Annotated in this window: 17 protein-coding genes; 12 read left to right on the forward strand and 5 right to left on the reverse strand. The window is 57.1% G+C overall.

Going from position 1 to position 20241, the window contains the following annotated elements; translation table 11 throughout:
• Positions 1–58: 58 nt before the first annotated feature.
• Entirely contained in the window at positions 59–2065 is a 2007-nt protein-coding gene (locus tag VFX97_13530; GenBank protein HEX5704218.1) for a DUF559 domain-containing protein, read from the forward strand.
• A 141-nt stretch (positions 2066–2206) separates the two neighbouring features.
• Positions 2207–2911, forward strand: coding sequence for a hypothetical protein (locus VFX97_13535; protein ID HEX5704219.1), 705 nt, complete (start codon positions 2207–2209; stop codon positions 2909–2911).
• 108 nt (positions 2912–3019) lie between these two features.
• Here the strand turns inward: VFX97_13535 and VFX97_13540 are convergent, their stop codons facing one another.
• Positions 3020–4492, reverse strand: a complete 1473-nt coding sequence (locus VFX97_13540; protein ID HEX5704220.1) for an NADH:flavin oxidoreductase — start codon at positions 4490–4492, stop codon at positions 3020–3022.
• 170 nt (positions 4493–4662) lie between these two features.
• Between VFX97_13540 and VFX97_13545 the strand changes: the two genes are divergently transcribed.
• From VFX97_13545 to VFX97_13570, 6 genes are all read left to right on the forward strand, one after another.
• A complete protein-coding gene (locus VFX97_13545; protein HEX5704221.1) occupies positions 4663–5859 on the forward strand; it encodes an aminotransferase class V-fold PLP-dependent enzyme in 1197 nt (398 codons plus the stop codon).
• Entirely contained in the window at positions 5856–6452 is a 597-nt protein-coding gene (locus VFX97_13550; protein HEX5704222.1) for a DinB family protein, read from the forward strand. The genes VFX97_13545 and VFX97_13550 overlap by 4 nt, the downstream gene beginning before the upstream one ends.
• Before the next feature lie 12 nt (positions 6453–6464).
• Entirely contained in the window at positions 6465–7322 is an 858-nt protein-coding gene (locus tag VFX97_13555; protein ID HEX5704223.1) for a tryptophan 2,3-dioxygenase family protein, read from the forward strand.
• A gap of 14 nt (positions 7323–7336) precedes the next feature.
• Complete coding sequence (locus VFX97_13560) at positions 7337–8920, forward strand: benzoate-CoA ligase family protein (GenBank protein ID HEX5704224.1); 1584 nt, start codon at positions 7337–7339, stop codon at positions 8918–8920.
• 27 nt (positions 8921–8947) lie between these two features.
• Positions 8948–9358 (forward strand): hypothetical protein, encoded by a 411-nt coding sequence (locus tag VFX97_13565; GenBank protein ID HEX5704225.1) that lies wholly within the window; start codon positions 8948–8950, stop codon positions 9356–9358.
• 130 nt (positions 9359–9488) lie between these two features.
• Positions 9489–10202, forward strand: a complete 714-nt coding sequence (locus tag VFX97_13570; GenBank protein HEX5704226.1) for a PEP-CTERM sorting domain-containing protein — start codon at positions 9489–9491, stop codon at positions 10200–10202.
• 169 nt (positions 10203–10371) lie between these two features.
• On the opposite strand, the gene VFX97_13575 is transcribed toward VFX97_13570, so the two are convergent.
• The 3 genes from VFX97_13575 to VFX97_13585 form a co-directional block, all read right to left on the reverse strand.
• On the reverse strand, positions 10372–11772 hold the full coding sequence (locus VFX97_13575; protein ID HEX5704227.1) for a sigma-54 dependent transcriptional regulator: 1401 nt from the start codon (positions 11770–11772) through the stop codon (positions 10372–10374).
• Positions 11773–11815: 43 nt separating this feature from the next.
• Entirely contained in the window at positions 11816–13864 is a 2049-nt protein-coding gene (locus VFX97_13580) for an ATP-binding protein (protein HEX5704228.1), read from the reverse strand.
• 177 nt (positions 13865–14041) lie between these two features.
• Positions 14042–16033 carry a diguanylate cyclase gene (locus VFX97_13585; GenBank protein ID HEX5704229.1) on the reverse strand — a complete coding sequence of 664 codons (1992 nt, stop codon included), beginning with the start codon at positions 16031–16033 and terminating at the stop codon, positions 14042–14044.
• Between the two features lie 508 nt (positions 16034–16541).
• On the opposite strand from VFX97_13585, the gene VFX97_13590 reads away from it, so the two are divergent.
• From VFX97_13590 to VFX97_13605, 4 genes are all read left to right on the forward strand, one after another.
• Positions 16542–17897, forward strand: coding sequence for an MFS transporter (locus VFX97_13590; GenBank protein HEX5704230.1), 1356 nt, complete (start codon positions 16542–16544; stop codon positions 17895–17897).
• Between the two features lie 66 nt (positions 17898–17963).
• Positions 17964–18497, forward strand: coding sequence for a hypothetical protein (locus VFX97_13595; protein ID HEX5704231.1), 534 nt, complete (start codon positions 17964–17966; stop codon positions 18495–18497).
• A gap of 83 nt (positions 18498–18580) precedes the next feature.
• Positions 18581–19372, forward strand: coding sequence for an SDR family oxidoreductase (locus tag VFX97_13600; GenBank protein ID HEX5704232.1), 792 nt, complete (start codon positions 18581–18583; stop codon positions 19370–19372).
• A gap of 70 nt (positions 19373–19442) precedes the next feature.
• Positions 19443–19697 (forward strand): hypothetical protein, encoded by a 255-nt coding sequence (locus VFX97_13605; protein HEX5704233.1) that lies wholly within the window; start codon positions 19443–19445, stop codon positions 19695–19697.
• Between the two features lie 8 nt (positions 19698–19705).
• Here VFX97_13605 and purE read toward each other — a convergent pair whose 3' ends face one another.
• Positions 19706–20221: a 5-(carboxyamino)imidazole ribonucleotide mutase gene (purE, locus tag VFX97_13610; protein HEX5704234.1), complete on the reverse strand. Its 516-nt coding sequence runs from the start codon at positions 20219–20221 to the stop codon at positions 19706–19708.
• Between the last annotated feature and the right edge of the window lie 20 nt (positions 20222–20241).

Here is a 20241-nt window from a genome sequence, read left to right on the forward strand (position 1 = left end):
CGTGCTGTTTCCTCTGCCGGCGATCAACTAAGAGCACGCTGGAAGCGTGCGTACCCGGATGAAGATCAACATTATCGGCGGCGGGCCGGCTGGCATGTACTTCGCCATCCTCATGAAGCAGGCCGACGCCACCCACGAGCTCACCATCTATGAACGAAACGGCCCGGACGACACGTTTGGTTGGGGAGTAGTGTTTTCGGGAAAGACGCTCGCGAACTTACGCAACGCTGACGAAACGTCGCACGCGGAAATCACCCGCGACTTTGAAGCGTGGGACAACGTGGATGTCGTGCATCGCGAGGAAAAGATTTCGATCCACGGCAACAGCTTTTCCGGCATCGCGCGACTTCGCCTGCTGAAGGTCCTGCAAAAACGATGTGAAGAGCTCGGCATTCAAATCCATTTTCGAACTGAAGTCGACGATATCGAGTCACTGAAAGACGCGTGCGATTTGCTCGTCGGCGCGGACGGGGTCAACAGCACGGTTCGTCAGAAATTCGCCGAACATTTCGAGCCAGACCTCAGCGCGCGGCCGAACAAGTACATCTGGTACGGCACGAATCAGTTATTTCACGGTTTGACGCTTACGTTCCGTGAGAGTGATGCCGGAGTTTTCGCGGCGCATTCTTACAAGTTCGACAAAACGACCAGCACCTTCATCGTCGAATGCGACCCCGAGACGTGGGATCGAGCCGGATTCGCGACGCTGCCCGATGAAGAGACGCGCCGGTATGTCGGCGAAGTGTTCGCGCGCGATCTTGGGGGGCACGCGTTGCGGTCGAACAATTCGAAATGGATTAACTTTGTCCTGGTTAAGAATGCGAATTGGCATTTCGAAAACGTCGTGCTGCTCGGTGACGCTTTGCACACGGCGCACTTCTCGATCGGCTCAGGCACCAAGCTGGCGATCGAAGACGCGATTACGCTGAAGCAATCCTTTGACGATACTCACGATGTCCGCGCAGCCTTGACGCGATTCGAAGAGGTGCGTAAGCCGGTGATCGAGGACTATCAAGCCGCGGCCTACGAAAGCATGTTGTGGTTTGAGAACGCGCGCCAATACATGCACCTGTCGCCAATTGAACTCGCCTATTCGCTGATGAAGCGGAGCGGGCGCGTGGATGATGAAGAGCTGCGAAAGCGCGATCCGAAGTTTGTGGCGCAGTACCAGCGAAGGACTTCCGGGAGATGCTTTCGTGCGGGCACTGAAGTGAAAACGCAGCAAGGATGGAAAATGATTGAGCGCATCCAATGCGGTGAAGTCGTCTGGACGCATCGCAACAGATTAAGACCGGTGATTGGCCTTCAGCCGCATCCGCATGTCGGTCGCATTATTGGTGTTCGTGTCCAAGGCAGCATGCAAACGATTTGGATGACCCCCTCGCAGAGACTCTTCTCCCCCTCTCCGCCTGCGGAGAGGGGGTTAGGGGGTGAGGACGCCGTGCGTCTTGACCCCGCCCCTAACCCCTCCCCGCAAGCGGGGAGGGGAGATATACAACGTCGGCTGGGTGGCTCGCATGTCGGATTGTGGAAGTTGGGTCGCGACCTGAAAAGAAACTCCACGGCCGCTGAAAAACTTCTGTGGAATGAACTCCGCGGGAAGAAGCTTGGAATCAAGTTTCGGCGACAGCATTCCCTCGGCAATTACATCGCCGATTTCTACGCACCCGATGTCCTCCTGGCCATCGAGCTGGACGGTTCTATCCATGATTCTGACAGACAACGATGGGCGGATGGCATTAGGCATAGACAGATTGAGCAAGCAGGTGTTCGAATTCTTCGGTTCAGAAATGAAAGAGTGTTGCACGATCTGAAAGCGGTCCTTGGCGAAATAAGTCACTGCATCCCCACCTCTCCACAGGCGGCGAGCGGAGAAACTGCGATAGGCCCTTACTTTCGCAACGCTGGTGACTTAAACGTTGGGGACGAAATCATTCTCAGCGAATGTGGTCATCTGGGTGTGGTCGAGTCAGTTGAATCAGCTTTCACAAACGAGACAGTCTTCGATCTCATCGTCGAAGAGGATCATTCCTACATCACAGCAGTCGGCATAGCCTGTGAATAACTCATTTTCAAGGTGAGCTCCTTCGATCATGACAATTCCCCTCCCCGCCTGCGGGGAGGGGTTAGGGGAGGGGGTAAACGAGATTGCCCGTCCTCACCCCCAAACCCCCTCTCCGCATGCGGAGAGGGGGCAAAAGACGCGTTGACGGACGAGAATCGCGCCAAGCTTCTTCATTACCTTACCCGCTTTCATTTTGCTTACCTGATCACGATTCCCTTCCTCGGGCTGATTAGCTGGTGGTTTGTCAGGCCCTCAGCTTTGGCGGCCGTAATCATCGCCGGCTTCGCTCCGATCGCCGCGTACTACTCGCTGCAAGTCGAGCGTTATCACTTAACGACGCATTTGCCTTCGGCGCTGTGGGTAACTATTTCCGGGCCGTTGCTGGTTTTGATCTCGAGCATACGCGGCGGCGGCATCTGGTTCTTTTTTGTCGATGCCACGTTCATCGAAATTGGCGGCATGTGCGCCGGCATCATCGTCGGCGCGACGGTCAAAGGAATTCGCGAACGCGAATATTTTTACCCCGGCGTGCTCTACGTGTTCATGGGAGCCTTTATCGCTGTGTGGGGATGGTTAATCTGGCAAGCGCACGCCGCGTTTCGGTGGGACAACCTTTGGTTGCTCGCGGCTTTGGCCAATGAAACCTACGGCTACAGCCGCATGTTCATCTCCGGCGACGTCGATTTGTATTACGGCAACACGCGGGCGGCGAAACGCGCGGGCGCCGATTGGCTTCCGGGACCGCTGAAAGACGAGCATGGGTTCGCGCTGATTCTGGTTTTTGCCGTGATTATTATCCTGTCGCCGTTTGTGATTGGGCTGCTGAAGTATGCAGGAAAGTTGTGACTGCTTTGTGCTTGTACGTTGTGTTCACTGCTCACTGCTCACTGCTCACTGCCCACTGCTCACTGCTCATTGCTCACTGCCCACTGCTCACTGCCCACTGCCCACTGCTCACTGTTCCCAATCAGGCGGCAGCAATCGCCTGCGCCCGTCGCTCGCCATCGAAACTCCCGGCTCATCGAGCTCCTTGCGATCCCAAAGCTTGCACGTGACCTGCTTGTGCGCCTGGTCGAGCGCTTCACAGTAGTTTGTGTAAGTGCAGCGACGCACTTCTTCACCGCGACCGAGTATCACTTTTCTAAACCAGTCAGGATCGGCCAGCGCCTGACGCGCCATGCCGACTATATCGGCGTCGTTGTTTTGCAGAATCTCTTCGGCCTGTTCAAAAGTTGTAATGCCGCCAGTTGCGACGATAGGAGTTCTGAATCCGGCGGCGTTGACCGCGTGTTTGATTTGCGCGACCAAAGGAACCGAACGCGCAAACGGCCCACGGTCATCCGAAAGAGTTGTCGGCATGCATTCGTAACCGCTTTGTCCCGTGTACGGATATACGGCCTGACCGACTTTCGGCTGCTCGGCATCTTCGAACTTGCCACCTTTCGAGATCGAAAGATAATCGAACCCAGCTTTCGCGAATTCCACGCCGAAATAAACGGCATCGTCAATTCGATTGCCACGCGCAATCACTTCATCGCCGAGAAATCTGACACCGACCACGTAATCGTTGCCGACACGCTCACGCACTGCGCGATAGACTTCGAGCGGCAAGCGCGCCCGGTTCTCTCGGGCACCGCCATAACCGTCGGCGCGATCATTCAACGCACTGAGAAAACCCGCCATCGTGTACGCGTGCGCGTAGTGCAGCTCGACGCCATCGAAGCCGGCTTCACGTGCGCGGCCAGCGGCGTCCGCAAAGATTCCGGGTAAGACCTGCGGCAGCTCGCTAATGTGAGGCAGGTGCATGTCGGTGACTCGTTCGCGATAGCCGAAGCGGAGAGACTCAAGCTCGCGTTCATCCAGAACATGATCCAACACTTCGTCCGAAGCATTCCTCAGAAATTCGCGTGAACGCGTTTCATCGCCGTTCAGATATCGTGGATCACTCGTGAGCTCGGCGATCATGTCGCGGTGGCGCGGTGTGATCTTCAGGAACCGTGCAAAATATTTCGCTGGGTCGGGCCGGCGTTTGACCGCCAGAAAGTCGATTATTTGAATGAAGAGCTTCGTGCGGCCTGCGCTCGCGTCGCGAACTGTTTCGACGAGCTTCTTCAGTCCCGGCAAGAACCGATCATCGCCGATGCGCAGCAGCGGGCCACTGGCAATATCGCGAACTCCGGTGGCTTCGACGACGAGCGCTGCCGGTCGTCCTTCAGCAAATCGGCGATACCAGTCCAGGTTGTCCTGGGTGACGAACCCGTCTTCGGTCGCGCGCCACGGCACCATCGCCGGCACCCACGTGCGGTTTTCAAGCGACAGCGAACCAATCACGATCGGTTGAAACAGAAGCGACCGGCTCGCGTGATCGGCGGCCGGCCAGAGCGTTTCGGGTATCTGATGTTTGATCGGATTGGGGAACTTCCACATCTTTTGGCTACTTTAACATGAGGTCAGTACCGGGAGCGGTAGCGACTGGGTCGCAAGAGGATGGCGATCGAGCTAGCGAACTGTGACCCGGTCGCCACCGCTCCCGGTACTGACCTCATTGCTCGACTAGCGCGTTGCCTATGGTAAATTAAGACCCAGGTACCAATCCTTTGACTGACAATCTTCTCAAGTGGCGTTCTGAATTTCCGATTCTGGACAAGACTGTCTACCTGATCTCGCACAGTCTCGGCGCAATGCCGCGCGCGACTTACGATCGGCTGCATGAGTTTGCCGACGCCTGGGCCACGCGTGGTGTGCGCGCGTGGGCCGAAGGCTGGTGGGAGATGCCGGTCAACGTTGGCAACGAAGTCGGCCGCATTATCGGCGCCGACGCAAACACCGTGGTGATGCATCAGAACGTTTCCGTCTGTCAGTCACTGATTCTGTCGGCGATGCTGCCGCTTGCGGCCAATTCAAAGCGGAACAAGATCGTTTTTGAAGAGCTAAACTTCCCGTCCGTGATGTACGTGTATGAAGCGCATGCGCGCGCCCATGGGCTGCGGGTCGATCGCGTTAAATCCGACGACGGCATCACGATTCCGCTTGAGCGAATGCTCGCGGCGATTGATGAAGAGACGCTGCTCGTCCCGATTTCGCATGTGCTTTTCAAGAGCGGTTTCCTTCAGGACGCAAAAGCAATCACCGAACGCGCGCATCAAGTCGGCGCCATGGTCGTGCTCGATTGCTATCAATCCGCGGGCACCGTCCCCTTCAACGTCAAAGAGTTGAATGTAGACTTCGCGACCGGCGGTTCAGTGAAGTGGCTGTGCGGCGGGCCGGGTGCGGGTTATTTGTATGTGCGGCCCGATTTATTCGATCAGCTTGAGCCAAAGACGACCGGTTGGATGGCGCACGAGCAGCCGTTCGCATTTGAAGCTGAGATGCATTACGCGCCGAACGTTACGAGGTTTCTGCACGGCTCGCCGGCGATCCCGGCACTTTACGCGGCGCAATCGGGTTACAAAGTAATCAACGAAATCGGGGTCGCAGCGATTCGCGAAAAGAGTGTCCGCCAAACCGGAGCATTGATCGAATTAGCAGAAGAGGCCGGCTTCCGCGTTACCAGTCCGAAAAGTTCGGCGCAACGCGGCGGCACGATTACAGTTTGGGACGACAACGCCGCCAAGATCACCAAAGAACTGATTCGCCGCGAATTCATTGTCGATTACCGGCCTGGCGCAGGCGTGCGCATCTCGCCGCACTTCTACACGAAAGACGAAGAGCTGGAATTGATCGTCGCTGAGATGAAAAAGATCCGCGACAACCGCGAGTACCAGACGGCAGGGAAAGCAGGAGCTGCGTTTTGAAACCGTCAGAGCGATTAAAAGAATTTACTGACTCGCCGAATTTCATCAGGACGATAGTCTCGGAAGCTAAGAAGAACAACGCGACGGCGAGTGAGTTGGTTCGCGGACTTACCCAACAGCAGCTCAACTGGAAACCTGATGCAAAGCAATGGAGTATCGCGCAATGCCTCGAGCATCTCGCGGTCACGTCCCGGCAGTTCAACAGCTACTTCAGACAATTAATCGAAAGCGCACGTCTGAAGTGGCCGACGAACGGCGCCATTCCGTACCGGCCCAGCCTGGTCGGTGGCTGGCTAATCAAACAAGTGGTTCCGGAAACGACGCGCAAAGTTCCAGCGCCCAAGGTCTTCAAGCCTTCTGACTCGTCATCGATTCAGGACCCGTTGGGATTATTTCTTAAGCAGCAGGAAGAATTTGTCCGCTTCGTGCACGACAGCGAAGGCGTTGATTACAATCGCGCGCGTCTGCGCTCACCGGTTACGCCGCTGATGCGCTACAGTCTGGCGGACGCGTTCGTGGTCACTATTGTCCACGGCTACCGGCACCTCGCGCAGGCCAATCGCATCAAAGCAATGCCCAACTTCCCGAACTGAACCTACACAAAGATGTCCACCGAATACGGCAAAGACGCTCCGCTCTCATACAACGATTACCTGCGCGTGCAGGAGTTGATCGAACTGCAGACGCTTCGATCGTCTCCGGCGCACCACGACGAACTGCTTTTTATCACCGTGCATCAGGCGTACGAGCTTTGGTTCAAGCAGATCCTGCATGAGATTGACGCGACGCTGCGTCTGATGAATGAAGACGCGACGGGCGAAGCAGCCTCAGCAATGAAGCGCGTGGTCGAAATCGAGAAGCTGCTCATTACGCAAATTCACATCCTCGAAACAATGTCGCCAATCAGCTTCCTCGGCTTTCGCGACGAGTTAAATCCGGCCAGTGGTTTTCAGTCAATGCAGTTTCGCGAAATTGAGTTTGCTTCAGGCTTGAAACACGAATCGGTCGCGCGCGCGTTCAAGGATGACGAGTTCGCGCACAAGCGCTTGCAAGCGCGGCGGGATACACCTTCGCTCGGCGACGCATTCTTCGCCCTGCTTCGCCGCCAGGGCTTTGACGCGCCGGCCTCTGATGAGCAAGAGAGTGAAGACGAACGACGCAGCAGTCGCGGACGCCGCGTGCGCGCGATCATTGAGATCCTGACGCATCCGGAAAAGCTCTACAAAGAATATCAGTTGGCCGAAGGGCTGCTCGAACACGACGAACATTTCGCGCTGTGGCGTTCGCATCACATCAAGATGGTGGAGCGCATGGTGGGCACGAAAAAAGGCACGGGTGGCTCAGAAGGTGTTGGTTATTTGAAGACGACGCTCGACTACAAGTTCTTTCCCGAGCTGTGGGAAGCCCGGACGTATCTGAGCACGCAGCACGGCGACACGGGATGCCCATTTGCTAAAACCTGAAACTCACCGAACTCATGCCTGTCGAATTCCCTGAACGCTTCAACATGGCCGATTACTTCCTCTACCACAATTTGGAGGAAGGGCGCGAAAACAAGGTCTGTCTTTACTTCAAAGATCAAACTTACACCTACGGCGAGGCGGGGCGGATGTCGAATCGCACGGGCAACGCGCTGCGCGAACTCGGCGTGGAAATGGAAGACCGGGTGCTGATTGTTCTGCCGGATTGTCCGGAGTTTGCCTGGACGTGGTTTGGCGCAGCCCGCATTGGCGCCGTCATCACGATGGTCAATCCGCTGCTGCCTGCGGATGACTATCGTTACTATCTCGAGTACACGCGCGCGCGGGTGGTGGTCGTGCATCAGTCTCTGGCGCAACCGTTTGTCGAGGCGGTCTCAAGCGCGAACCATCTGCGTTCCGTTTTGGTAGTTGACGACGGAGCCGCGATGGAAGAACAGCTGGTCGATCCGCGCGGCCGCGTCAAGTACTTTCCGTTTGCTGAAACGGTCGAGTCCCAACCCATCGCCTGCCGCGCCGCCGACACGCATCGTGACGACATCGCTATCTGGCTATTCACTTCAGGCTCCACTGGTCATCCGAAAGGCGCGGTGCACCTGCAGCATGACCTGCCTTACAACACTGAAGTCTTTGCGAAGCGCACGATGGGCGTGAACGAAAATGATTTGACGGTGTCTGTACCGAAACTCTTTTTCGGATATGCAACCGGAACGAACCTGCTGTTTCCGTTTGCCGTGGGAGGCGCCACTGCTTTATTCGCCGAACGTTCGACTCCGGAGAAGTTGTTCGAAGTGATCGAACGATACCGGCCGACCATTCTCACGACCGTGCCGACGATGATCAATGGAATGCTTAACGCAGACGATGCCGCGTCGCACGACGTTTCCAGCATACGGTTCTGCTACTCAGCCGGCGAGGCTCTGCCGGTCGAGCTTTATCACCGTTGGAAGCAGACCTTTAACGTGGAGATTTGCGACGGCATCGGTTCAGCCGAGATGTTCCACATCTACATTACGAACCGGCCCGATGACGTGAAGCCCGGCAGCCTCGGCCGTATTGTCGAAGGTTACGAAGCAAGGATCGTCGATGCTGACAGTAACGAAGTCGCGACCGGCGAAATGGGCACACTGAGAATCAAAGGCGACTCAGCCTCGCTTTGTTACTGGAACGCGCATGAAAAATCGAAAGAGACATTTGCCGGTGACTGGTGCACAACCGGCGATCAATTTCATATCGACGCGGAAGGTTATTACTGGTATCACGGGCGCACCGACGACATGCTCAAAGTCGGTGGCATCTTTGTCGCGCCCGCGGAGATTGAGAACTGTCTGTTGCAACACGAGGCAGTACTTGAATGCGCAGTCGTCGGGCATGAAGATGAAGGTGGATTGGTGAAACCAAAAGCGTTCGTCGTCGCGCGTGATGGGCATGCGGTAGGCGATGCGCTGGTCGAAGACATCAAGCAATTCGCTAAGTCACGTCTCGCCCTGTACAAGTATCCTCGCTGGGTCGAATTCGTCCCCTCACTTCCGAAGAATGATCGGGGCAAAATTGATCGGAAGCTGTTAAAGAGTGTCAGCTAGCCTCTCGTCATCCTGATGTCGAGACACATGTTCAAACTCTTAGTCGTCGGCAATCAGATAATCCTGCTGGCATACACACTGTTAGATGAGATGACGACGAACGCTCTAACTGCCGGTGAAAGTGTTTTCGCCATCCAGAACTCGAATTGGCCCCCGTTGAGCGACGTGCCGTACTGGTTAGGCTGGATACTTTTATTAACCGGGCTAATGGGGGCGGTGGGACTGTGCCTGGAACAACGATGGGGCAGGACGTTATTCCTTGCCACTTTCGCGGCGGCCGTAATTAGCACTCCACTGACCGAGTTGTATGTTAGTTCCGGCTGGGCGTCTTTATTCGGTTATTTATCCGGCGCCACTGAAGGAATGATCATCGCGCTCGCTTATTTCTCGCCCGTGAAGAGGATGTTAGAACCTTCTGAACCAGACTCTTTAGACTGAATAGCCTCAGGTTTCCAGTTCGAATTGCCAGCTAAAAGCAGCCGTTTTTATCGGAATTTCGGAATTGCATACCTACTAACCATTTCCTTCAGGTGATGAGTCAAGACGACTTTTCGGAGGGAAGATGATCGTGCGAAACCTTTTACTGCTGATTGCCGCGGCCGTTGTTTTCGCGCTACCAGCCACCGCATCCGCGGACGTCATTACGTTCCAAGCCCCGGCTACCGCACCGAATGCCGGTAATGGCGGACCCCGGCAAGTCGACTTGGATCACCATCGCGCCTACACCTGGCGCATCGACAATATCAACCTGCCGCAGGGCCATACCCTGATGGGCGCGACCCTGACGTTCCACAACATCAGCAACTGGGACACGAATCCCAACATGCTCTTCATGCATCTCCTCGACACCGCACGCAATGCCGGCATCGCTTCATTCACGGATGCTACCGGGACGCCCGTGCCGTCGTCGCAGATTCGAGATAACTTTGCTGGTTCACTGCTCGGCAGCAATCCACTGGTAGCGCCGGGCACGGGAAACATTTTGCTCACGCAGCAATCGTTCACCACCACGCCGCGCGATTTTGTCTACACGTTTACCGCCGACCAGCTAAACATTCTGAGCGTGTTCATTCTCAACGGTGGCAATCTCGCGTTGGGTTTGGATCCGGACTGCCACTTCTGGAACAACGGCATCACCTTAACCTTGACTACCTGTCCACCGACGGCCACCCCTGAGCCGGCTACGATGGCTTTGTTGGGAAGCGGCTTGGCGGGACTGTACTACCGAAGACGACAGCAGAAACGCAAAGCTGCTGCTGCGGCTGCTGCGAATCAAGTCTGAAAAAGTCGCTTTTAGAAAATCGAAAGCCGCGGATCCCGTGCTCCTGGGATTTGCGGCTTTTGTCTTTGTCAGAACCACCTGCGGTAGCGGCTGGTTGAGCTTTGTTTTCGGTGCCTTCGACCCACCGGAGATCAACCGCCCGCTACCGCAGGCGGTTCTGACAGGATGGCTAGCGCAGCTTTCCTTCTAAATGATAATCGCGCAGACGCCGATACAGCGTTGAAGGCGAGATGCCGAGCAAAGCGGCCGTCTTGCCTCGATGCCAGCCGGTCTGCTCCAGAGCATTAATGATTTGCTGCTTCTCAACGTCGCGCAGAGCCGTCGGCGTGGAAACATCCCCTCCGTTGGGTGCGCCCGTGGATGGTGTGACTGCAAACGAGGCCACGCCCAGCGTCCGGCCGGCGACTTCCGGCGGCAATTCACTCACGCTTATGCGGCCATCGTTGGCGAGCAGCACGGCCCGCTCTAAACAATTTCGCAGCTGGCGAACGTTGCCTGGCCAACCGTAGTCGCGCAGCTTTTCCACAACTTCCGGTTCAACTACAGGCGCGCTCGCCCCGGCCAGCTGTTTCAAAATGTGTTCTGTCAGCGGGGGAATATCTTCCGTGCGTTCCCGCAACGGCGCCAGATGGATTTGAAAACTGTTGATGCGATAGAGCAGGTCGGCGCGAAACGTCCCATCGTTTACTACCGAATCCAAATTGCGGTTCGTCGCCGCCACGATGCGCACGTTGACTTCGACTTTGCGCACGCCGCCGACACGGAAGAAGGTGCGCGTCTCAATGGCGCGGAGAAGCTTTGCCTGCAAATTCGCCGGCAGCTCAGTCACTTCATCGAGAAATAGAGTGCCTCCGTCAGCCAGCTCAATCAATCCCAGCTTGCGAGCCTTCGCGCCAGAGAAGGCGCCCGCTTCGTAGCCAAACAATTCAGATTCCAGCAGCGACTCTTGAAACGCGGCACAGTTTAAATCGATAAAGGCTCCGTTCGCCCGGTTCGAAAGCCGGTGAATCGCCTGCGCGATCAATTCTTTGCCGGTGCCGGACTCGCCGGTAATCAGTACTGATGCATCAGACGGCGCGACCCGTTCAACCAGGCGAATCGCTTCCGCAATCGCTCTCGATTCCCCAATGATTTCCGGAATGGCGGTCTTGCGCTCAATTTGGGCCCGCAGTCTTTGGTTATCAACCCGCAGGTTCCGCTTCTCAGCCGCCTGGCGCACGCGCACATCGAGTTCGCTGATGCTGTAAGGCTTGGTCAGGTAATCATAGGCGCCGGTTCTCATCGCCTCGACCGCGGTTTCGATGGTGCCCTGGCCCGTGAGCATGATGACTTCGGGAGGGTTGGGCCGTTCGTGAACGCGGCGCAGCAACTCCATGCCGTCCATGCGCGGCATGTTGATGTCGCACAACAGCACATCGACATTGCTCTCTTCAAGCTTTCGCAAGGCCGCTTCGCCGTCGGGTGCGACGTGCACACGATAGCCGAGCCGCTGCAGTTCTTTCTGCAACACCAGACGCAGGTTTGCCTCGTCTTCGGCTATCAGTAATCTTGCATTGCGTTGTTCGTCCACGCTTTCGACTCCCGCACTTGAATCGACGGCTGGCGCCGTTAGTTTAATCGCTCGCTTTGGGTAGCGAGATGGTGAAAGTAGTACCAACACCTACGGTTGACCGGACGTCGAGGCGGCCCCCGTGCTCAGATACAATACCATAACAGACCGCCAGCCCGAGGCCGGTGCCGCGACCCACGTCCTTCGTGGTGAAGAACGGATCAAAAATTTTGGTGAGGTTCTCGGGAGAGATGCCAACGCCATTGTCGGTGACTTCAATAGTCACGTTCGGTCCCGCAGGAACCGTACGTAGCGTGAGCGTGCCGCCCTCTGGCATTGCATCAATCGCGTTGGTCGCAAGCGCGACCACCGCCTGTTGCAACTGACCTTCGTCACCCAATATCTCGGGAAGGTTTTTCATAGTTTCGATTTCGATCTGAATGTTGTTGTCCCCACGCTGTTGATGGGTGACGAGCCGCGCCGTCATCTTGATCGTCTCGGCCAGATTCACGGGGACTCGATTGCCGGCGCGCAAACGACTGAAGTCCAGCAACCCATGTGTGATCTGTTTGCAGCGGAAAGCTTCATCGCGGATCAAACCGAGATACTCTTTTAGGTCTTCAACATCCGAAGATTCAGCGAAAGCGCCTTCCGCGATTCGGGTCTCCAGCGACTCAGCACAGGCCGCGATCGTCGCCAGCGGATTGTTGATTTCATGGACGACGCCGGCCGCCAGACGACCAACGGCCGCCAGCTTCTCAGCGCGCGCGACAGCGCGTTCAGATTTGACCCGGGAAGTAATGTTCTCGCCGACTGTGATGACGTGCGTCACCTCGTCCGTTTCGTCGGCGTGCATGGGTATTTTGCTGATAAGCCAGTGGTTAGCGTCGCCGGATTGCGTAATCGCCTCCTGCTCGACGCGGTGTATTTCACCGGTCGCGAATACCTTATTGAACTCGCGCTCCAGTAATTCCCTGCTTTGTTTTGTCAGCACATCGAAGATGTCTCTGCCCAGCACTTGTCCGCGCGGCATGCCGAGTTCACCCAATTCGCGATTGCGGTTCCAGGCCACAATACGCTTGTCACGATCGATGGCGTACAGCGAAAGCGGCAGGCTATCGATGATTGCTTCGGTGAAGCGCTGCTGTACTTCCGCCTCGACGGCGCGGCGGTCAACCTCTTCCGCAAGCGTCGCGGCCGATTCGCGCGCGTGTAGATACAACAACGAGATGTGCGCGGCGAGGGCCGCCTGCTGCGCGGCAGCGTCAATGAGACCACAGTCAGTATTTGAATAGTCTTGCGGACTGTCGAACGCGACGATTAGAGCGCCGAGGACTTCGCCGCCGAACCGGAGCGGACTGATGTACTCAGTCGTCCGCCGATCGTCGTGCAAAAGGAATTCTCTTTCATTGGTCAGTAGCGACGGAGTGGCGGCGCGCTTCGAGTCTAACCATCCCGCAAAGCGTTCGCTGTTGACCAGTGATGCGCCTTCAGCGTTGCCTTCCCGGTCGAAGGCGCAGATGGCAAACCCGTGGCCGTTATTCTTCACCACACAGGCACACAAAGCGGCGTTGATGCCTTCGAACGTTGCACCCGCGACGCGGCGCGCCACCTGATCAGGTTCGAGAGTTTGCAGTAAACCGCGGCCGAGGTCGGCGAGGAAACGCAATTCATGATTCGCATCCGTCAGTTGCGACTCGCGTTGCGCGCCACTCAAGTGCGAATTGACCCTGGAGATGAGTTCCCCGGGTGTCGAAGGCTTGACGATGTAGTCGTCGGCGCCGGCGCTGAAAGCTTCAACCTTGCGCTGCTCGTTGTCGGTCGCTGAAAACACCAGCACCGGCAATTGGCGCAGCGACGGTTGCGCGCGCAGTAGACGACAAAGAGCGAGACCATCAACTTCCGGCAGCTCGACATCGAGCATCACCAGGTCGCACTGCTCTTTTTTCAAGAATCGCAGCGCCGATGGTGCGTCGCCAACCGCGACGGTGCGATGACCGGCGCTCTCAAAAATGCTGCGCAGGCCCTCGCGCGCCGACGAATCATCGTCGATTACGAGCAGGGTCGCCGGATTAGTCTCGAACGCAGGAGAAACAGACATTAAGGTCAACATTGAGGACCGAACAGTTTGATGCAACACGCGAGTTCCAGAGGATGAGAGGGGCGGGCCGGAAACAAATGGCCGGGTATTTTGAAGAGCGCGTTTGTGGTGGACTGCGCCCGAAGCGGACAAACTTGTCCGCAGCCAGTTTCCAGATTGGAAGATCGAGGCGGGAGTTGTCAAGATTATTTAATTAATTGAAGCGGTAACTAGATTTTCGGTATCGGCTTCCCCGGACGGGGCGACGGACGTGCTCATGGGGACTTCCGGCGCCTGCAGCAGTGGCAGCGCGCCGGTCTTGTGGGCCGATTTCGCGCGATACATCGCCTGATCGGCCGCAATTAGAAGGTGATCCAAGGTCTCGCCGTCGGCGCCGAAAATCGACGCGCCAATCGAGATGCCCACCCGCGCGCGCGTTTGCGAGCCCGAGCCCACGCCCAGCGAGAACGAACTGACAACCATTTCAATACGGTCCCTCAGTTCCTCCACCTGCTGCACCGTCAAGTCCGGCAGCAACGCGACAAACTCGTCACCTGCATAGCGGGCGAGAAAGTCGTATTCCCGGAGCTGGTTCTGAATCAAGCTGGCAACTTCGCGCAACATGCGGTCGCCGATCTTGTGACCAAAGCTATCGTTGACGATCTTAAAGTCATCGAGGTCCAGCATGATGACCTGGAACGGACGATTGTTACGACGCGCGCGCGAGACCTCCTGGTCGAATCGCACATGGAGCGCACGCGCATTTGGCAGCCCGGTCAACGAATCGGTCAGAGCATTGGATTCGGCTTGCGCGTGATGCATCGCGTTCGCGAGCGCGTCTGACGCCAAACGCGTGACTGTCTCGAGCAAACGAATCTGGTTGTTGGTGTATTCCCGAAGCGACGTCGAATACAGCGACAACGCGCCGAGCAAGACATCGCCCTTGAACAGCGGCAGCGATGCCATCGAACGATAGCGCGCATCGAGTTTCACCCCGAGTAGATCGAATTCGAGACTCGGTTGCAGCCGGTTTACTGAGCGGCGGTTCGCCATCGCAAAACCGGTGACACCTTCGCCCGGCGCGACACATCGATTGCGCAAAGCTTCGGCGTCGCGGCCGACGGCGAGGGCGGCGGACGCGTAACCTTTGATATCGTCGTAAAGGTAAACCGCGCACGTATCGAACGTCACCAGATGCCCCACCTTATCGACCAGCACTGACAGAGTGCTATCCATCTCCAGGGACGAACTGAACTTGCGTGCGATTTCGTAAAGCGCATACACCTCTCGATGCGCGTTGCGAATTTCATCGTACGCCGCGAAAGAAGTGTTCTCGCGCGCACTTGCAACTTCGTCTTCAGCCGGTGCAATCGGCATCGGAGGGTTGCTGGAATGAATTTCTGCGTCGAGGCCGCGACTGGAAATCTCAGACTCAAACCGCGGTAATTCGCCGATAAATAACTCAACGATGTTCGGATCGAAATGTGTGCCGGCGCCTTTGCGCAACAGGCTGATCGCATCTTCGCGCGACATACTTGGACGGAACGGCCGGTCTTCGCGAACCGAGTCGAAAGAATCAACCACCGACATGATGCGCGCAGTGATCGGAATCTCTTCGCCTTTCAAGCCGTCGGGGTACCCGCAGCCGTCCCAACGCTCATGATGGTGCTTGACGATGGGGACTACCGGATACGGAAAATTGACGCGGCTGAGAATCTCGGCCCCGACAGTCGTGTGAATCTTTGTTTTCTCGAACTCAGCAGGCGTCAGCGATCCTGGCTTGTTCAAGATGTGATCGGGCACAGCCAGCTTGCCAATGTCATGCAGCAACGCGCCTGCGCGTAAGGCGGCCAGCTCTTTCTCAGACAAGCCAAGCAACCGGCCCAGGCCATCGATATAGATTTCCACGCGTCGCACGTGACAATGCGAAGTCTGATCCTTCGCGTCAATCGCGGTGGCCAGTGCCTCGGCGGTCGCCAAATGCAGCCGGCTCATCTCCTCAGCTTCGCGTGTCTTTGCGTTGAGGCGCTCAAAATACAGTTTGTAAGTCCAGAAGGTGACGGCGAGCACAGGTACGCTCAGCACGGCGTATTTGATGCCGCCCTGGAGGACCCAAACGAATACCGAAATACCGGTGACGGCGAGGACGTACCAATAGGGCCGAGCCGCGCCGTTGTAATCAGACATGTCGATCAGTTTCATGTTTGCCTTGCTTAATCGTTTAGCCGCGGGCTACCGCCCGCCGAATTGCAAACCGACGTGGCGGGCAGTAGCCCGCCTCTAAACAAGACGTCATCATTTCTGTCTAAAAAAGTCCGCGCCGAAACCTTCAACCGGGAGCAACCTCGGCATTTCAGTTCGGCGCGGCACTGGGCAAGTCGGCGATGCTGGCACGCATTCGCCGGCTGGGGTGTAGTAACAGGGCAAAAGAGTCGCGCGCTTCGGGTCATAATTTTTAGGCGGCTAGCGGACCCAGTGCGGTGGGCCCAACAGCGGTTAAGCTTTCCTAGCCGCGCCATTCACGATTACAACGCGTGTGCCGCAAGTGTCTTTCGCGGAAGCTGGCCTATTTGCGTGGATTTCTGATGACACCGCGTTAGTTCATCGGGCAGATGCGGTCACGTTTCTCATTCTGACAAGTCAGACTGACGGCAGTCGCGTTGACAACTTCATTTGGCCGGTGCACCGTTCATCATCTTCCAAAAATCGGATGAAGCTGCGAAACAGAGTTCAACCAACCGTCGCGACGGCGCCGTCAGTCGGTTATTTAGAGCTGCTTCGGAAGAACCGGCAGTTCCGCATGCTTTGGTTAGGCCAGGTGGTCAGCCAGATGGGCGATTGGTTCGACACAATTGCCGTTTACACCCTAGCGTTGCAACTGACAGGTTCCAGTCGATCAGTCGCGCTGATCATGGTCGCGCGTTTCCTGCCGAGCGTCGTCATGGGCCCGCTGTCCGGCGTCGTGGCCGACCGGTTCAGCCGGCGGTCGATCATGATCGCTTCAGACATCATGCGCGCGCTGGTAGTGCTCGGATTTTTGTTCGTGCGCCGTCCGGATCAAATGTGGCTGGTTTACGTGCTCACGGTTTTGCAACTGGCGTTCTCAGCATTCTTCGAACCGGCGAAGACCGCCGCCATTCCCTCGATCGTTTCGGATCGCGAATTACTTCCGGCAAATGCCATCGCCTCGGTCACATGGTCGATCATGTTGACTACCGGCGCAGCCATCGGTGGCGTCGTGACCGGATTGTTCGGGACGAATGCCGCATTCATCCTGGATTCGCTGACGTTCCTGGCTTCGGCAATCTTGATCAGCCGGGTGAGTCTTCCGAAACGCCCGGCGCGCGAGAAAACTAAACTGACAGTCGCGAAAGCGGTCGGCATCACCGACACGATTGAAGGCGCCCGCTATGTGAAGCAGCGTCCGCGCGTGCTGGCTTACCTGATGGTCAAGACTTCGTGGGGAGTGGGCGGTGGGATCTTGACGCTGCTCGCGGTTTTCGGCGAGCGGGTTTTCCCGGTAGCCGGGAAGACCGCGACAGGCATCGGCGTGCTGTTCACGGCCCGGGGTATCGGCACGGCCATCGGACCCATCGTTGCACGCCGGTGGGTGGGCGAAACACGCCGGCACATGCAGACTTCGATTGGCGTCGCGTTCCTGATCGCCGGAGTTTTTTACGCTGCGTTCGGAACTTCGAGAAGCTTCACGCTTGCGTTGCTGTGCCTGCTCGTCGCTCACGCCGGCGGCAGCATCCTCTGGGTGTACTCAACGGTGCTTCTGCAACAAACCGTTGGAGATCAGTTCCGCGGCCGTGTCTTTGCGGCTGAGTTAACGCTCGTTACCCTAACAATGGCAGCCTCGAATTATGCTGTGGGCGAACTGATGGATCGGTTCGGATTCTCGCCGCGCGTGGTAACGGCCGCGATCGGCGTGTTTTTTCTGCTGCCTGGAATAATCTGGTTTGTAACGCGGAAATGGTGGGACGTGGCAGAGGCCCGCGTGTCACCGCGTGTCAGTACCCCGAGCGGTAGCGAGGTGGATCGATCAGTCAACGTTGACCCCTGACCCGGTCGCTAACGCTCTCGGTACTGACACCACGCGGCGGGCAACGCCCCCCTCTAACGTAAAGTCATGAAGATCAAAATCGGTGTCATGGGTTCGGCGGAAAAAATGCCGGACGTTTGTGCAAAAGCAGAGGCGTTGGGCCGGGCAATTGCCGCGCGTGACGCGATCCTGCTGACCGGCGCGACGACCGGGGTGGTTTACGTAACCGGGAAAGCCGCGCGAGATTCCGGCGCCACGCACGTCGGTATTTCGCCGGCGCACAACGCCGAGGAACACGTGGAGCGATACGAGCTGCCGCTCGACGCTTGTGACGCGATCATCTATACCGGCTTTGGATTGAAAGGTCGAAACGTGGTCCTGGTGCGTTCGTGCGATGTCGTGATATTCATTTCCGGCTCGATCGGATCGCTGAATGAATTCACCATCGCGTACGACGAAGGAAAAATAATCGGCTGTCTGACGGGAACGGGCGGAGTCGCTGATGAAATCAAAAAGTTGGCTGAGACTTTTCCGAAGCAAACGAAGTCGCGGATCTTTTATGACGACGATCCGGTGCGGCTAATCGGTAAGTGCACGGGCGCGATGGATGAGGGGCACTAGCCCGACCGTAAGGGAGGCCTCACCAGCCCGAGCCCTTGCTTACGCGCGGGCTAATGCCCCGGCTCGACTCTCCGAGACCAGTTATGGACTTAGGAATCAAAGATCGTGTTGCACTTGTCGCCGCCGCCAGTCGCGGCATTGGCTATGCGGCCGCGCTTGAGCTGGCCCGCGAGGGCGCGCGAGTTTTTCTTTGCTCGCGTGATGAACAGCGCGCTTCGGAAGCCGCCGCAGCCATTCACAAAGAGACAGGCGCGGACATCGCCGGCATTGCGGCCGACGTTACGAACGGCCAGGACACGGAAAGGTTTGTCGCGCTCGCTCTTGAACGCGCCGGTCGCGTGGACATCTGCGTGACGAACGCAGGCGGCCCGCCGGCGACAGTTTTCGACAATACGGACATCGAGATGTTTCGCCAGGCGTTTGAGTTAAATGCCCTCTCTGCGATTCGACTGGCGAAGCTGGTTCTGCCCGGCATGCGCGAGCGCAAGTGGGGCCGTATCATCAACGTCACGTCGATCTCAGTCAAACAGCCGGTGGAAGGATTGCTGCTTTCCAACACCGTGCGTGCCGGACTGACGGGCTGGGCGAAAACGGTCTCGAATGAGGTCGCCACCGACGGGGTGACCGTGAATAACGTCGCGCCGGGTTACACTTTGACAGAACGGCAGAGCGAACTCGCGAACATGCGGTCAAAGGCGACCGGCAAATCAAAGCAGGAAATCATTGAAACGTGGGCGACGCAGACACCCATGCGGCGCATGGCGGGCGCGGAGGAAATCGCTGCGGCGATTGCATTCCTCGCTTCCGAGCGTGCTTCTTACATCACCGGCGTGACCCTGCAAGTCGATGGCGGGTGGACGCGGGGATTGTTTTAGAAGATCATCGGCACAGTACTGCGAGCAGTATCGGATACACATTCACCTTAACCTGCGAGGATCCTGAATTATGGCGCGAGGCTGGGAAAGCAAATCGGTTGAAGATCAGGTCGCTGATGCTGAGGCGGCGAAGGACGATCGAGCGAAACTCCACCTCTCTGCGCAAGAGCGCGTACTGGAGAACCAGCGGCAGCATCTGCTGCTCTCGCGAACCCAAATTATGGGTCGCCTTAAGGCAGCCACGAATGAACGTTACCGCACGCAACTCGAGGCGGCGCTTCAGGATTTAGAAAACAAACTGCGTGAGTTGGACCCGAAGGAATAACTTTAGGTTCAGTCTAGGGTCGTGGCGCGGATCTTCTTATCCTGCTCGGCGCGAAATTCGCGCAATTTTTCTTTCAGTTCAGGTCGGCTGTTAGCGAGAATTGCGATCGCCAGCAAAGCGGCGTTAGTGGCTCCCGCTTTTCCAATTGCTAAAGTCCCTACCGGAATTCCACCCGGCATCTGCACCGTCGAAAGCAAAGAATCAAGTCCATTGAGCGCGCTGGTCATCGGCACGCCCAGCACCGGCAGAGTTGTGTGCGCCGCCATCACACCCGCAAGGTGAGCGGCGCCGCCCGCGGCGGCAATGATCACCTGGATGCCGCGTGAGTCAGCCTTGCCGGCAAACTCCGCCGCTAGCTGCGGCGAGCGATGTGCGGACATAACGTGCGATTCGTGTGGCACGCCGAAGTCTTTCAGCGTGTCTGATGCTGAACGCATTACGTCCCAGTCGGACTTGCTACCCATGAGGACCGCGACTAGAGATTTCGAATTGCGAATTGCGGATTGCGGATTTTTCTTAGCCATGCAGTTTTCAGATAGACTGT

The organism is Pyrinomonadaceae bacterium (genome assembly GCA_036277115.1).
Taxonomy (GTDB): Bacteria; Acidobacteriota; Blastocatellia; order Pyrinomonadales; family Pyrinomonadaceae; genus UBA11740.